The sequence below is a fragment of the Shinella zoogloeoides genome, assembly GCF_022682305.1.
Taxonomy (GTDB): Bacteria; Pseudomonadota; Alphaproteobacteria; order Rhizobiales; family Rhizobiaceae; genus Shinella; species Shinella zoogloeoides_B.
Genome location: NZ_CP093528.1, coordinates 2,672,781 through 2,686,951, shown reverse-complemented (window position 1 = coordinate 2,686,951; position 14,171 = coordinate 2,672,781). Strand labels below are relative to the sequence as shown.

The 14,171-nt window shown below is 60.3% G+C and carries 12 protein-coding genes; 4 read left to right on the top strand and 8 right to left on the bottom strand.

Going from position 1 to position 14,171, the window contains the following annotated elements:
* Positions 1-1,044, top strand: coding sequence for a Gfo/Idh/MocA family protein (locus MOE34_RS13390; RefSeq protein ID WP_242217632.1), 1,044 nt, complete (start codon positions 1-3; stop codon positions 1,042-1,044).
* Here the strand turns inward: MOE34_RS13390 and MOE34_RS13385 are convergent, their stop codons facing one another.
* Positions 1,045-2,061, bottom strand: a complete 1,017-nt coding sequence (locus MOE34_RS13385; protein ID WP_242217629.1) for a LacI family DNA-binding transcriptional regulator — start codon at positions 2,059-2,061, stop codon at positions 1,045-1,047.
* Between the two features lie 286 nt (positions 2,062-2,347).
* Here MOE34_RS13385 and MOE34_RS13380 point away from each other — a divergent pair, with 286 nt between their 5' ends.
* Both MOE34_RS13380 and MOE34_RS13375 read left to right on the top strand, forming a co-directional pair.
* Entirely contained in the window at positions 2,348-3,457 is a 1,110-nt protein-coding gene (locus tag MOE34_RS13380) for a hypothetical protein (RefSeq protein WP_242217628.1), read from the top strand.
* A 189-nt stretch (positions 3,458-3,646) separates the two neighbouring features.
* Positions 3,647-4,168 carry a hypothetical protein gene (locus tag MOE34_RS13375; protein ID WP_242217626.1) on the top strand — a complete coding sequence of 174 codons (522 nt, stop codon included), beginning with the start codon at positions 3,647-3,649 and terminating at the stop codon, positions 4,166-4,168.
* On the opposite strand, the gene MOE34_RS13370 is transcribed toward MOE34_RS13375, so the two are convergent.
* The 4 genes from MOE34_RS13370 to tnpA all read right to left on the bottom strand — a co-directional run bounded on the left by MOE34_RS13370 (position 4,146) and on the right by tnpA (position 6,855).
* Positions 4,146-4,442 (bottom strand): hypothetical protein, encoded by a 297-nt coding sequence (locus MOE34_RS13370; RefSeq protein ID WP_242223907.1) that lies wholly within the window; start codon positions 4,440-4,442, stop codon positions 4,146-4,148. The two genes, MOE34_RS13375 and MOE34_RS13370, sit on opposite strands and share 23 nt — an antisense overlap.
* Positions 4,442-6,067, bottom strand: coding sequence for an IS66 family transposase (gene tnpC, locus MOE34_RS13365; RefSeq protein WP_242217625.1), 1,626 nt, complete (start codon positions 6,065-6,067; stop codon positions 4,442-4,444). The genes MOE34_RS13370 and tnpC overlap by 1 nt, the downstream gene beginning before the upstream one ends.
* Before the next feature lie 63 nt (positions 6,068-6,130).
* Positions 6,131-6,424: an IS66 family insertion sequence element accessory protein TnpB gene (gene tnpB, locus MOE34_RS13360; RefSeq protein WP_242217624.1), complete on the bottom strand. Its 294-nt coding sequence runs from the start codon at positions 6,422-6,424 to the stop codon at positions 6,131-6,133.
* Positions 6,425-6,474: 50 nt separating this feature from the next.
* Positions 6,475-6,855 (bottom strand): IS66-like element accessory protein TnpA, encoded by a 381-nt coding sequence (tnpA, locus tag MOE34_RS13355; protein ID WP_242217622.1) that lies wholly within the window; start codon positions 6,853-6,855, stop codon positions 6,475-6,477.
* A 625-nt stretch (positions 6,856-7,480) separates the two neighbouring features.
* On the opposite strand from tnpA, the gene MOE34_RS13350 reads away from it, so the two are divergent.
* Positions 7,481-8,260 (top strand): hypothetical protein, encoded by a 780-nt coding sequence (locus tag MOE34_RS13350; protein ID WP_242217621.1) that lies wholly within the window; start codon positions 7,481-7,483, stop codon positions 8,258-8,260.
* 501 nt (positions 8,261-8,761) lie between these two features.
* Here the strand turns inward: MOE34_RS13350 and MOE34_RS13345 are convergent.
* From MOE34_RS13345 to MOE34_RS13335, 3 genes are read right to left on the bottom strand one after another with little or no spacing between them, the layout of a single operon-like run.
* A complete protein-coding gene (locus tag MOE34_RS13345; RefSeq protein ID WP_242223998.1) occupies positions 8,762-11,743 on the bottom strand; it encodes a type III restriction-modification system endonuclease in 2,982 nt (993 codons plus the stop codon).
* Complete coding sequence (locus MOE34_RS13340) at positions 11,740-12,252, bottom strand: gamma-glutamylcyclotransferase family protein (protein WP_242217619.1); 513 nt, start codon at positions 12,250-12,252, stop codon at positions 11,740-11,742. The genes MOE34_RS13345 and MOE34_RS13340 overlap by 4 nt, the downstream gene beginning before the upstream one ends.
* Complete coding sequence (locus MOE34_RS13335) at positions 12,252-14,168, bottom strand: site-specific DNA-methyltransferase (RefSeq protein ID WP_242217617.1); 1,917 nt, start codon at positions 14,166-14,168, stop codon at positions 12,252-12,254. Before MOE34_RS13335 ends, MOE34_RS13340 begins: the two co-directional genes overlap by 1 nt.
* Between the last annotated feature and the right edge of the window lie 3 nt (positions 14,169-14,171).

Below are 14,171 nucleotides of genomic sequence, written 5' to 3'. Positions count from 1 at the left end.
ATGCGACTTCTCGTTCTTGGAACCGGCGGCATGGCCAACACCCATGCCGAGCATTTTGCCGCAATCGACGGCGTTGAACTCGTCGGCGCGGTCGATGTCGATCCCGCGCGGGCGAAAGCCTTTGCGGCGCAGCATGGCATCGCGCATGTCTTCACCTCGCTGGAGGAGGCCATCGCCTGGGGCGGCTTCGATGCGGCGACCAACGTGACGCCCGACCGGGCGCACCATTCGACCACGCTGGCGCTGCTGGCGGCGGGCAAGCATGTCCTGTGCGAAAAGCCGTTGGCGGAAAACTACGCCCGGGCTGACGAGATGGCGCGCGCGGCGGAAGCTTCCGGCCTCGTCACCATGGTGAACCTGACCTACCGCAATGTCGCGCCGCTGCAGAAGGCGCGCGAGATGGTGCTGGCCGGCGCGATCGGCCCGGTGCGCCATGTCGAGGCGTCCTATCTGCAAAGCTGGCTCGTCTCGAAGGCCTGGGGCGACTGGGCGACGGAGAGCCAGTGGCTCTGGCGGCTGTCCACGAAGCACGGCTCAAACGGCGTGCTCGGCGATGTCGGCATCCACATCCTCGACTTCGCCAGTTATGGCGTGGCGAGCGACGTGGAGCATGTCTTCGCGCGCCTGAAGGCCTTCGACAAGGCGCCGGACAACCGCATCGGCGAATATGATCTCGACGCCAATGACAGCTTCGCCATGACCGTCGACTTCGCCAATGGCGCGCTCGGCGTCATCCATTCCAGCCGCTGGGCGACCGGCCACCTCAACGAGCTGCGCCTTCGCATGCATGGCGCGCGCGGCGCGCTGGAGGTGATCCACTCGACCGAGGGATCGATCCTGCGCGGCTGCCTTGGGGCGGATGTGGAAACGGCCGTGTGGCGGGAGATCGACGCCGGCACGGTGCCGACCAACTATCAGCGCTTCGCCGCGGCCGTCGCCGCCCGCCAGACGATAGAGCCGGGCTTCCGCCACGCGGCCGAGCTTCAGAAGGTTCTCGACCTCGCCATCGAGACGGAGAAGGGGCGCTGCGAGCGGAAGGTCTGATCAGGCCGGGGCAGGACCCGTCGAGCCGCGAATGATGAAATCGACCGGCCAGACCTCCTGCAAGGTCTCCGGCGCTTCCCCTTGCAGCAGCCGCAGAACCATGTCGCCGATCCGCTCGCCCGCCGCGCGGATCGGCGAGCGCGTCGTGGTGAGCGCCGGCACGAGATTGTCGGGGCTGAGATAGGGGAAGACGTCGTCATGGGCGATGAGGGAGACGTCCGTGCCCACCGCAAGCCCGGCGATGCGGATCGCCCGCATCGCCCCGAGCGCCGACATCATCGAGCCGGCGATGACGGCCGTCGGCGGTGAGGGAAGGGTGAGGAAGGCCCGCATCAGTCGAAAACCCGTCTCGTCCGTGAACTCGCCGTGGCCGGCGAGTGCCGGCTCGACGGCAAGGCCATGGGCGGCAAGCGTCGCGCGATAGGCGGCATCGCGGTCGCGGGCATAGGTGCTCGCGATATCGCCGTTGATCAGGGCGATGCGGCGGTGGCCGAGGCCCGCCAGATGCCGCGTCGCGGTCTCGATTGCGCCGAAATTATCGATATCGAGAAAGGCGAACGGCTGCTGCGTCTCGCTGCGGCCGTGTACGATGAAGGGCAGGTCCAGCGCGCGCAGCAGGGCGATGCGTGCATCCGTGCAGGCGGGGGTGTGGACGATCACCGCATCCACGCGCTTGCTGGCGGCAAGGCGGCGGTAGGCGGTCTCCTCCTCGTCCTGCGTTTCCACGGTCGAGACGAGGATATCGATGCCGTCCTTCTGCAGGCGCGTCGAAAGGCCGCCCATGAACTCGCTGGAATGCGGGCCGAAGCGCCCACCGCCCTGAAAGACGATGCCGATGGCGCCGGCCCGGCCGGTGGCGAGCCGCTGGGCGCTGATATTCGGCCGGTAGCCGAGCCGCTCGGCGGCCTCCAGCACGCGCGCCCGCGTCTCGGGCTTCACCTCCGGATATCCGCTCATCGCCCGGCTGACCGTCGTCTGCGACAGGCCGATGCGTGCGGCGAATTCCTTGAGGTTCATGCTGTCGTCTCTGCTGCGGTCGACCGGACGCCATTTATGGACCCTTCGGCCCCGCGCAGCAAGCACCGCGAAGGCCGCACGCGAGCGTTCGGCGGGCGTTGCGATAGCGCTTGAAATCGGTAAATAGCACGTTAAAGTCTAAATATTAGCGATATGGTTGTGCTCGGGCGCGTTTTTGTCCGGTCTTGGCTTGTTGCAAATCTACGGGTCATGGGGCTGGCCCGCCCGCTTGCATCTGCCGGGAAGACCTTCCCGACGGTGCCTGCGGCCATTTCGGGGAGGGGGCATGCTGGTTGGCTCGATGCTGCCGGCGGCGGGTTCGTTTGCCCGCGCGGATTTGTGGCCGGAGGAACCTGCGTCGGAGGCAGGTCCGCGGTTTGTGCCGGTTGGGGCGGAACGCGGCGCAGCCGGGGATGGGCAGGGGCCGCCCATCGTCTACACCCGGTCCGAAACCGGTCGGCGCGGCTCGTATCTGCGTGTGCTGGAGCGCCTGTTCGGCGCGCGCCGCGCGGGGCGACGGCGTGATCTCCTCTTCTCCCGTGCGCCGGTGCTGTTCCTGATGGTGGAGGAGGCGTTCCTCCTTTATGTCATTGTCGGATTGCTGCGGGCGATGACCGGGCGGCGGACCGTAGGCCTGCTGGCCCGGCCCCGACCGCTCGCCGTTTCTCCCCGCTGGCGCCATGCCTTCAGGCGGGCCGTGCTGTGCCGGTTGAAGCGGTGGCGTTCCATCCGCACGCTCACCCTGCTGCCCTTCAGCGTCTTCCCGGCCTTCGCCTCCATTGCGGACGGCTGGATCTACGACTTCCAGCTCTGGGACATGACAGAGGAGGAGCGAAGGGCCATCGAGGTGCTGCGCGAGGAACGGCGCACCGGCGCGCGCCCGGTGGTAGCCGCGATCGGCACGCAGAGCCTGGAAAAAGGGATCGGCCTCTTCGCCGATGTCTATGCTCGTTCCGCCGCCTTGCGGTCGCGCTGCCAGTTCATTGCCTGCGGCCGCGTCGCGCCGGCGGCAGGAGAGCATGCGGCGGTTCTGGTCGAGGCCGGTGGCGTGCTGGTCGACCGCATGCTTTCCGATGCCGAACTGCTCGGCACCTATGCGGCGAGCGATGCGGTCTGGTGCCTCTATCCGCCGGTTGGCGATCATGCGTCCGGCATTCTCGGGCGGGCGGCGCAGCTCGGCATTCCCGTCGTCGTGCGGCAGGGTTCGCTCGCACACCGCCTGTGCGTCACCGAATGTCTCCCGCATATCGCCGCCAGCCCCGAGACGGTCGCTGCACGGCTTGCCGGTCCGCTGCCGCCGCGTGACGCCGAGCGCGGCCATCTGGCGGCGCTGCGTTTTGCGGAGGAGAGCGAGGTGGCGCTTCGCGCTGCTCTCGGCCTTGCCCCGGTGGATTGATGGAACCCCGCGAATACCCTTCCGTTTGGTTCTCGGGCGGAAAGTGTCGCTTACGACTGGTGATCGCTCCGCTCGACGCCGCAATGCAACAGCCACACGCAAGGACGATATCGGAGAAATGCCGGAATGCGAATGCGCTGACGATTCAGGGCCTCTGGCAGAATATATTTTGATCTGTCGGAGACAAAATTGGTCGGTGTTCTTTTCTCGCTGCCGGTTCACGAGCGTCCGGATATCGTCCGGGACCAATTGGAAAATATCCAGCATTTCTGCCCCGGCGCGAAGGTCTGCATCCATGTCTCCGGATTGGTGGCGCATGAAAGGCACCTGTTCGAGAGCGCTTGCGCCCTTCCTGATGTATTCGTGAATCCGAATTCCCGTGAGACCGGCCACAGCACCGGACTTCTGCATGCGCATATCAGTAATTTTGAGCATGCCCTTTCCTTAGGTGTGGAGTTCGACAAGGTTGTCCTGATCTCCTCGAACGAGATGTTCGTCCGGCGAGGAGCGATGGAGGTGATCGCCAACTTCGAAATTGGAGCGCAGACCGAAATATTCGACGCTGCCGGGGGCTGGCACCTGTTCAGGCAGGATATTGCCGAAGACGAACGAATGCGTGGCTTCCTCAAGAGGCTTGGCCTGCCGGTCTATTTTGGCGGTCAGGCGGAAGGGCGTAACCGCCCGATTGTTACCGTGGGGAATATGTCTTGACGCGTGCGGCGATGTCTTCGTCGAGGACGAAGCAATCGAGGAACTCCTGCCATGTTTCTGCAGACCTACGCGCGTCGCTGAGCATCTGCCTGAGTTCGTCAACGCCATCGTCTGTTAAAGCTGACGTACTCTCGTCGTCTCCGGTTACGACGCTGATTATATTGCCATAGGTCAGATTGTCATCATTGCTGATGATCTCCCGGAGGAGGTCGACGTCCTCATCGAGGATCTCGGCGACATAATCGACAGTGAAGACGAAGCGAACCGCTGCCATCAGGCCGCCTCGGCGCAGATAACTGCCGTCATCGGCTTCCAGTTCCATGGAAGCAGCTCCGCCAGGCGATTGATCTTGTGATCCTGAATGCGGTCCAGCACGTCAACCAGATAGGCCTGCGGATCAAGGCCATTCATCTTGGCGGTTTCGATAATTGTCATGGCCCGCGCCAAGGTTTCTGCTCCAGTGTCGGCACCCGCGAAGAGCCAGTTGCGCCTTCCAACGCCGATAGGACGCAACGCCCGTTCTGCTGCATTGTTATCGATTGCGACACGACCGTCTTCCAGGAACAGGCAGAACGAGGACCACCTGCTCAGGCCATACCGGAAAGCTCCCGCCAGATCGCTCTTGCCGGGGATGCGGGTAAGTTGCGCCTCGGCCCAGACACGCAAGGCTTCGACCTTTGCCTTGCTGTGCTTCTGGCGCGCGGCAAAACGGATATTGGCAGGCTTGCCTGCAACCTCACGCTCGATATCGTAAAGCGCGCCGATACGGTCGAGAGCCTCGCGGGCTATCTCGGACTTGTTTGAGGTCCATATATCATGGAAGTCGCGCCGCCAATGCGCCCAGCACGAAGCCTCGCGGAAGCGGCGTGTCCCGTCCGCTCCGGCCTCATACAACTTCGCATAACCTTTGTAGCCGTCGGCCTGAAGGATGCCGCTTGCTTGGCTGAGGTGACGTTGAACATGCTCTTGCTTCCAGTCGGGAGCAAAGTAATAGACCGCACCGGGCGGAGCTGTGCCCGCCCATGGGCGCTGGTCCCGGACATAGGTCCAGAGCCTGCCCTTCTTCACCCCTTTCCCCAGCCCCTTGTCTCGCACAGAACGATCAAGAACCCGGATCGGCGTGTCGTCGGCATGGAGAAGATCGCTGCTCATGATCGCGGCTTCGATCAACTCGATCAGCGGCAGGAGCACCCGCATGGCGCGGCCACACCAATCGACCAGCGTGCTGTCGGGGATATCAACGCCCATGCGGGCGAAGATTTCGTTCAGGCGATAGAGCGGCAGGTGGTCGTCAAACTTCGAGACCAGGATGTAGGCGAGCAGTCCTGCGCCCGCCATGCTGCCCGGTATCGGACGGCTGGGCGCGGGCAACTGCACCATCTTCTCGCAGCAACGGCAGGACTTCTTCAGCCGAGCAACCTCGATGACCTTCATCTGTGCGGCGATCATGTCGAGGATTTCGCTGACGTCTTCACCAACAAGCCGCAATTCGCCACCACAAGCGGGGCAGTGCGTTCCGGGGTCGAGTTCCCTGCGCTCGCGAGCAGCCTTGTCCGACACGCGCGGACGGCGTCGCATGGTCTTTTCCGGCTTGCTTGCCTCAGGAGGCCCAAGCTCCGTTTCCTTGACCTCGGCGAGCGGCTCGGCTCTGCTTTCCGAGGCGGCAATCATCAGGTCCTCCAGGGCCAGTTCCAACTGCTGGATTTCCCGTTCGATCTTTTCCGATGACTTGCCGAAGCCATGTTTCTTGAGCCTGGCGATGCGTAGCCGCAGGGATTGGATCAACTGATCATGCGCCTGCAAGGTCGCCGACATCTTCGCGTTCTTCGCCTCAAGCGACGCGATCATCGCCTTCAGGAAGGCCGGATCGTCGGGAAGATTTTGGCTAACATTCGACATGAACCTGACTACCACAGGTCAGGCTCAATATCCATAAAAACACGCAGATTCAGTGGGATAAAATCAACCAACACGGGCTGGAGGAGCGCCCCAGTCGGGTCGTCGCCAATCAATCCCTTCCCACAGCATCGCCAGTTGAGCAGACGTCAACCGGGCTGTCCCATCTGCTGCCGACGGCCAGGGAAACCGACCTTTCTGCAGAACCTTGTAATAGAGGCAGAACCCCTGGCCATCAAAATACAAAAGTTTCAAACGGTCGCCCCGCTTGCCCCGAAACGCAAAGACCGCGCCTCCCGTCGGCTTCTGGCGCAGCACATCCTGGGCAAGAGCTGCCAGCCCCTCGATCCCCTTGCGCATGTCCGTGACACCGCAGGCGAGATAAACACGAACACCTGTCCCAGGCCCGATCATGCCGCCTCGATTGCCCGGATCAGGCGCTTCAGTGCAACCACATCAAGATCGCCACTGAAGCGAAGGCTTCGCCCGCAGCGTAAGTGCAATTCCATCATCGCAGGCAAAGCCTGCATGCCATCAAAAGCCGGAGCCTCTTTGCTGCCCCCGAGAGGTGGCATGTCCAGCGGCAGAAACACCGTCGTCGATGGCGGCGCGAGCAAGCCTTTCTTCCGCAATTCACGCCGCCAGGTGTAAACCTGCTGCCGCGTCACCGAATGCCGGCGCGCAACCTCCGTCACCGACGCACCGTCGATGCCTACCGACAGCACGACCTCCAGCTTGCTCTCATCACTCCAACGTCGGCGACGTTCATCGCCGAGAATTTCCACGCGCATCGCAGACCTCGCCTAAAACACGTCGCTAACGACGTCGTTATAGACGGCTCATAAACGAGCCTGGACATTCCCGACAGGCGGTCGCAATCGGGCGGTTACGGAAGGGCAGTTTTTCAGCAAGGAGATATTCCAGCTTATTGCTGATCTTTACACACAGTTCTTCGGGATCGAGCCGTGCGGCTTCGAATCCGAGGAGGTTATTCCAGCAACTGTCGCCGCCCGGTTCTGTATGGTTGGCAAGACCGCCACCCTGCCGCTTACGCTATGTGACTACTGCACCATAACGACCATGTCGGAAGATCTCGTAGAGGCGGTCATTCGCGGAGAAGGGAGTCTCTTCGCCATGAGATATCCCAGAAATCTGCGTTCACCACATTTTGGCTCCTCCGTTCTCGGAAGCGTTTTTAGTGTGAAGCGTGTGCCGAGGACCGAGTGTGACTTGCGGACATTCATCCGGGGTCTCAAGAATGCCGAACGGTAGGGCTGCCGTTCTCGTGGTGGAACGGCAGGCTTCCTGCTTCGATCCACCAGCAAGTTCTTTGTTGCACAGGCTGGAGCAGTTGCCGTCCGGCCCGAGAATTCCGAACCTGACGTTCCTTCCTATTTCCTATCGCCGGAGCTTTTCATGAACCGTATCGTGCTTGCGCGTTATTCCGAACCGCTGGAGTGGATCAAGCTCATCCCGGACGATTTCGAGGTCGTCATCTACAACAAGGGTGACCGGATCCAATCCCCCGATGTCATTCGGCGTGCTTCCGTCATCATAGACCGGCCAAACGAGGGGCGGGAATCGGAAACCTATCTGCACCACATGCTCACCGAGCGGCGGGACGACGACGATTTCACCGTCTACGCGCAAGCCGCCCCCTTTGAGCACAGCCCCGACTTCATCGGCCTGTTGCACACCTGGCGCAACTGGGACGACCTGCAGCCCATGTCGTGGCAATGGATCGCGGAGAAGAAGGTGCCGCCGCCGCTTCTCCTGTCGGAATACGAGCGCGGTCTGTTCGGCCGTCCGCGCGTGCGCCTCGAACGTTTCTCGCTTCTGACCTGGGGGCCGATCGACTTTATCGACCAGGGGGCCTGGGGCATGGGCAACGTCTACCGCGCCATTCACGGTGGCCTGCCGGACGGCACGAACATCGCCAGCCACTTCCTGCACCTCGCCGGCCTCGGCGCCATGGCGGAAGAGGCCGCCCGGCATATGGTGGGCGTCTTCTCCTACGGCGCCATCTTCGCCGTGCGCAACCGGCGCGTCGCCGCGGTTCCGGCAGAGGCCATCGAGACCCTGCGCAACCTCTCCGTATCCGGGGTCGCCGTTTACGGCTACATCCTGGAGCGTCTGTGGCTTCATCTTTTTGGCGAAAAATTCGTCCTGCCGAAACTCCTGCCGCCGCCGCTTTGACACGGGGCAACCCGGCATCATTGATCGAGGTGCCTACATAACCCACGCAAACAATCCAGTGCAGGGCTGGATGCTGACCTTCGTCACCAACTACCCCAACTGGGATTAGCGCGAGAACCACACGCCCGGCACCATGCGAGAGAACTTCTCCCGGTGTAAGCAAGACGGTATTCGCCCTCGCGTTAGGATGGACCTGTGGTGTGCCCGTGACTAGTCCGCACTTTTGTGGCAGTCCAGAAAGAAGTTCATGGCGCGCCGTTACAGACAAAGATAAGAACTCCTATGTCATTGATATATACTTCTAATATCGACGGGGTACGTGTCTATGTTAACCTAAACGCCTGACATCGGCAGAGAGCGACCAAAGTCCAAACCGACGATAGCCAGATAACCTCTGGTTCCTCCTCGATACAATATTCCTGCATATCGCGGTTGTCGGGCCACTCCTCTTTCGCGGCGGCCTTGATTGCAGCTAGAATGTCAGGCGGCACATCGCCCATATCAGCAATACTCCATGAGGTCGTCGATCTTCGTGGCCTTGATGTAGCGGGCTGGATTCTCGTCAACGGCAAGCGCCTTGAAGTGCGCTTCGCCGCAGGCGATCTTCGCGGCTTCGTTGTCGCGCAGGTCGTCGGTGAACAGACTGCCTTTCGTCTCGACAACGAAATACAGGCGTTCCGCGCCGTCCACCTGCACCAGCACCGCCCAATCGGGATTGTAAGTGCCGAGGGGCGTGGGGACTTTGAACCAACCCGGCAGCTTGGCGTAAACCTTCACCGCCTCGTTCTTTTCAAGCTGCTCGGCGAAGGTGCGCTCGACACCGCCGGAGTCGTAGATGACATGCTCGAACACGGATTTCTGCGTATCCTGAAGCATGTTCTTCAGATAGCCGGTCAACTCCTCCTGCTCGAATAGCTCCTGCGCGTAGAAATGATCGTCGCCGATCCGCTGGTATTTGATGCCGTCCACGAGCGCGAGGCGCTTGGTGCGGTTGATGGTTTCCGCCGCCAGTTCGATGAAAGCTTGGGGGTTGCGCTTGAAATCGCCAAGCCTGCCGCTCTCGGTCAGGATGGTGACAAGGCTGCGGCGCGTAAGCTGGGTGCGGTCCTGAAGATCGGTCAGCACGTCGGGGAGAACAATATCGCCTTCCTCGATGGTCACGGGGCCAGAAGTCGAGGTTTCGGTAGCGATCACGCCGCCTTGGCCAATAGCAAGGTCGGCCTTGCGGATGACGGCCTTCGCCTTGGTGATCGGCGGCGCATTGGAAATAGCCTTGGTGCAATCCTCGATCAGCTTGGCGTTGTCGAAGTGAACGCGATAGGTCGTCCGGTGCTTGATGCGATCCCATAGCGCCTGAAACTCGGCGCTATGCAAGACTTCCTTGCGCACGCGCACGGCTTTGCGGTCGTCGGCGTTTTTGATGTCGAGCTTACCGGCGATTTTACGTAGGACTTCCTTGATCTGCGGAAGGTGTGCGGCATGCTCATCGGGGAGCGTAAGCGTCCCCTCTTTCAGCGCCGTGCGCAGCTTGTCCTGCACCTTGCCCTTGGCGTCGATGAAGTCGGCGTTTTTGAGATACTCGTGGATCGCGGCGGATTCCTCAAATCCTAGCATGGCGAGGGTGCCGTCCTCTTGCTGGACGGAGATAGCCGCGAACTGGTGTTTCTCGACGATGCCGAAACGGATGCCGGTATCAGCCTCGATCTCTTTCTGTAGGTTTTCGGCGAAGGCTTCGTAGCTCTCGGTGGCGATTACGGTCAGCGTGTTGATCTCGAAACCGCGCAGCCGTTCGCCCTGCTGGTTGACGCTGAGGCGCAGGCCGCGCCCGATGGTCTGGCGGCGTTCGCGCTCGGTGCCGATTTCGCGCAGCGCGCAAATCTGGAACACGTTGGGATTGTCCCAACCCTCTTTCAGCGCGGAGTGGGAGAAGATGAACTTGAGCTTCGTGTCGAAGCTGAGCAACTTCTCCTTGTCCTTCATGATGAGGTTATAGGCGCGTTCGGCGCTGTCACGGTTGGCCTGATTATTCTCGGCGGTGTCGGTCCATCGCTTGTTCTTGTCGATGGAGAAATAGCCATCGTGCACTTCTCCGGCGTCGGTTTCGAGGTCCACGTCCCTGAACAGGCTGGCATATTCGGGGAGCTTGGCGGCGCGGCGATACTCTTCCTCGAAGATTGCCGCATATTTGCCTTTCACCGTGTTTCCATCCTCGTCGTAGGAACGGTAGTGCTCCACGGCGTCGATGAAAAACAGGCTAAGCACCTTGATGCCGAGCGGCGCAAGACGGCGTTCTTTCTCAAGATGCTCGGTAATGGTGCGGCGGATCATGAGCCGCCTGACGGCGTCGGCGTCCACGTCGCCGATGGCTTGCCCCACGGCGAGGAAGGATTCCGACCCGGCGGTTTTCACTTCGAGCAGAGAATCTTTGCCCGCGACCCGGATTTCGCCAATGCGGCAATCCTTGTAGACGGCGCGGCCCGTCGTATCCTCCAAGTCGTCACCATCTTGCACGGTGACTTCCTTGCGGCGAACCTGTCCACCCCGCTGCACGTCGATCTCGACCTTGGCGATAACGGCACCGCCCTTGTTGCTGGCGGAAAGGAAACGCAGATAGCCTTTGTTATGCCCACCCTCGATTTCGAGCGAGGCCACTTCGATCTGCTTAACCAGCTTGCGCTCATAGGCATCCACGGCATCCAGCCGGTATACCATGTGGTGCTTGTCAACATGGGTTGCGGAATAGCGCAATGTACAAAGCGGATTCATGGCGTCGAGCGCTTGTTTGCCTTGCCCTTTCAGGCCGCCGTCCACGGTTTGCGGCTCGTCCACGATAATGACGGGGCGCGTGGCGCGGATCAGGTCGATAGGCGCTTCGCCGCCAGTTTTTTCGCTGTCCTTGTAGAGGTTGTTCACGTCCTTCTTGTTGATTGCGCCCACGGTCACGACCATAATCTGGATGGTCGGGCTGGTAGCGAAATTGCGCACCTGCCCCAGCTTCGACGAGTCGTAGAGGAAATAATCGAAGGGTTGGCCGGAATAGAGGCCCTTGAAATGGTCCTCGGTAATCTGGAGGGTCTTGTAGACGCCCTCCTTGATGGCGACGGACGGCACCACGATCACGAATTTGGTGAAACCGAAGCGTTTGTTCAGCTCGAAGATGGTGCGCAGATAGACATAGGTTTTGCCGGTGCCCGTCTCCATTTCCACGGTGAAGTCGCCAGAGGCGAGGCCGGTTGACGGCGGCAGGCCGTTGCGAAGCTGAATCTCATTGAGGTTGGAGATGATTTCATCGTCCAACAGGGTCAGGCGGTTGCCGATGCCGAGCGCGTTTTCGACAAGGCCAAGCTCCTGCTGCGCGCCGCCGCCTGCTTGGCGGGTGACGGTAAACTCGGTGCGGTTGATCTCCTGCCCGCGAAACAGGTCGCAGACGGATTCGATGGCGGTGTGCTGATAGTCGAGGTTCGGCTCGAAATGCAGTTTCATGCCCGCACCTCCGCGATCAAAGCCATGCGCTCGTCGTGGCGCGCGCGGTCTTGATCCTCGTCGGCAGGCACGGATACCAGCCTCGTGATATAGGATGCGGGAAGACCGTGTTCCCGCGCGCCCGCGATGACCAAGGCGCGATACCATGTATAGGGGCGAAGCGCGGGATCGGTATCGGTCGCTCTATATGCCTTGGCTGGTATCGGACTGCCGCCGCAAAGAACCTCGATCTCGATTTCTTCGTAGCCGACGCCCAAGCCTTCGGCGCGGTCAAGCGCGCGTTTGTCGTGCGCCGCGATCTCATAGAGTACGCCAAGCACGGAATCACCGGCGGCGCTGGCGGCAATATCGCACTTGCCCGACCCGTCCCGACTGCGCTTGTGCCAGCGCAATTCATAGCCGGACAGTTCAGCGATGCCGATTGCGGGCGCGGAAGGGCACCGCTCCCGCAAGCGCGCGGCGGGCATGTTGGAGCCGTAGGCGAAGGTGACGAAACTTTCCGTGCTCATCACAGGCTCCTCACGTCGAGGATGCCGTTCTGATTGAGGATTGCCGCCATGTTGGCTTTGGCTACGTCATCGGCAAAGCCGGAATCCTTGAACACGACACGGGTGTCAACGGCGGGCGCGAGTTCCTTCCACCATGCGACGATGCCATTGGCGACGGCTTCAACCGTGTCGGTAGTAAGACCATCGGCAAGGCAAGCGAACAGTGCTCCGCCGCCGATGGAATGGACGGCCTTCCCGGCAACGTCCTTCTTCTCGATGGGAACGCACAGGTCGAGGCCCAGCTTGAGCAACAGCTCATAGAGCACATCCTGTTCGGTGCGGCCCGCTACAAGATGCTCGGCATTGGCGAGCAAGGTGCCTTCCAGGTCGGTCGGTTCGGGTTCCCACGCGCGAATGTTGGACGACGCGAGCTTAAAAACGCGAAAGCCAACATCGCCCGTGAACATGGGAGACTGGGCCTTGATGCGTTCTCCCGCCGCCTTAATACGCGCTTTGGTGACTTCAAAGATCGTAGGGAATTTTTTGTTGTCCTCAACAGGTTCTGGCAACTGGACGAGGATGAACCGCCGATTTCCGCCTGTATCCTTGTTCAACTCCATGACGGCATGGCCGGTAGTGCCACTGCCAGCGAAGAAGTCTAAAACTATAGCGTCGGGGTCATTCCCGGTTGCGGCGAGCAGACTATCATAGACGGCCCAAAGACTCTTAGGAAATGTGAACGGTGAACCCGGGACGAGGTCGCCGACTAGCCCTGTCCCGTTATCGTTGGCGTCATACCTCTTATCGTTCCACACAGTGCGGTAGAGGCCAAAGGTTTTTCCGAGTTCGATCTCATATCCGTAGCTGGTTTGCTTGGCGCGCAGCATGGAAGCAATCGCCTCAACCGATTGCCGTGCATAACGCCATTTGCGCTCCACCCCAGCCTTGTCGATTGGGTAAACGTAGGAAATACCTTCGACCACCTCAGTCTGGCGAGGGTGAAATTCATCTGGGCAGACGTCACCGAATCCGATGATTGTCCCATCCTTGACGAGAATGGGGTAAAAACAGTTTTTCGCGTCAGATCGTTCTGACTCTGACCCCCAATTTCGGAGGTGAGACCAGTCAACATTCTCATCCTCAATTTTACGATCACAAATTGCCTTGGTTCCAGCCGGATATACAAAATAGGCATACTCATGAACGTAGGAGAAGTTCTTGCCTTGAACACCTCGTGGATTGTGGATGACAGGAACGCAGACGTGATCGAAGTTCCCCTCTTCAAACACTTCGCGCAGAACGACGCCAAGTTGACTTACCTCATTGTCGTCTATCGTCACGATGAGGACGCCATCTGGCGCAAGCAGGTTCCGCGCGAGCTTCAAGCGCGGGTAGATCATAGATAGCCAGTTGGTATGAAATCGCCCGCCTGATTCTGGATTGCTTTGAAGCTTATTTCCGCCTTTGATCTGACCCGTCACCTCTAAATACGCTTGAACTCCGTCTTGATAATCATTCGGATAAATTAGGTTTCGTCCCGTATTGTAAGGCGGGTCTATATAGATGGCTTTGATTTTTCGATTGTAGCTCTTCTGCAAGAGTTTTAGAACTTCAAGATTGTCCCCTTCGATGAGAAGGTTATTAGAGTCTTGCCAATCGACACTTTCATCGGGGCACGGCAAAAGTGTTCCTGTAGATGGTGTCAAGGCAATTTGACGGGCTTGGCGTTTTCCATACCAAGACAGCCCGTACTTTTCGTCGGCGGTCGATAATGTCGCATCGCCGACGAGTTGCTTGAGAAGCTCAATATCAACAGCATACCCGCCGTCACCATCCTCCACGAGCAACGCTGGAAAAATCTCCCGTAAGCTGGCGATGTTCTGTTCGATTAGGTTCTGGCTTTGAGCGAGTGCATCGCCCTTTTTGATTTTTTCCATCTG

Coding starts and splice junctions, on each gene's coding strand:
- MOE34_RS13390 (WP_242217632.1), top strand. CDS start 1: ATGCGACTTCTCGTTCTTGGAACCGGCGGCATGGCCAACACCCATGCC.
- MOE34_RS13385 (WP_242217629.1), bottom strand. CDS start 2,061: ATGAACCTCAAGGAATTCGCCGCACGCATCGGCCTGTCGCAGACGACG.
- MOE34_RS13380 (WP_242217628.1), top strand. CDS start 2,348: ATGCTGGTTGGCTCGATGCTGCCGGCGGCGGGTTCGTTTGCCCGCGCG.
- MOE34_RS13370 (WP_242223907.1), bottom strand. CDS start 4,442: ATGGCAGCGGTTCGCTTCGTCTTCACTGTCGATTATGTCGCCGAGATC.
- tnpC (WP_242217625.1), bottom strand. CDS start 6,067: ATGTCGAATGTTAGCCAAAATCTTCCCGACGATCCGGCCTTCCTGAAG.
- tnpB (WP_242217624.1), bottom strand. CDS start 6,424: ATGCGCAAGGGGATCGAGGGGCTGGCAGCTCTTGCCCAGGATGTGCTG.
- tnpA (WP_242217622.1), bottom strand. CDS start 6,855: ATGCGCGTGGAAATTCTCGGCGATGAACGTCGCCGACGTTGGAGTGAT.
- MOE34_RS13350 (WP_242217621.1), top strand. CDS start 7,481: ATGAACCGTATCGTGCTTGCGCGTTATTCCGAACCGCTGGAGTGGATC.
- MOE34_RS13345 (WP_242223998.1), bottom strand. CDS start 11,743: ATGAAACTGCATTTCGAGCCGAACCTCGACTATCAGCACACCGCCATC.
- MOE34_RS13340 (WP_242217619.1), bottom strand. CDS start 12,252: ATGAGCACGGAAAGTTTCGTCACCTTCGCCTACGGCTCCAACATGCCC.
- MOE34_RS13335 (WP_242217617.1), bottom strand. CDS start 14,168: ATGGAAAAAATCAAAAAGGGCGATGCACTCGCTCAAAGCCAGAACCTA.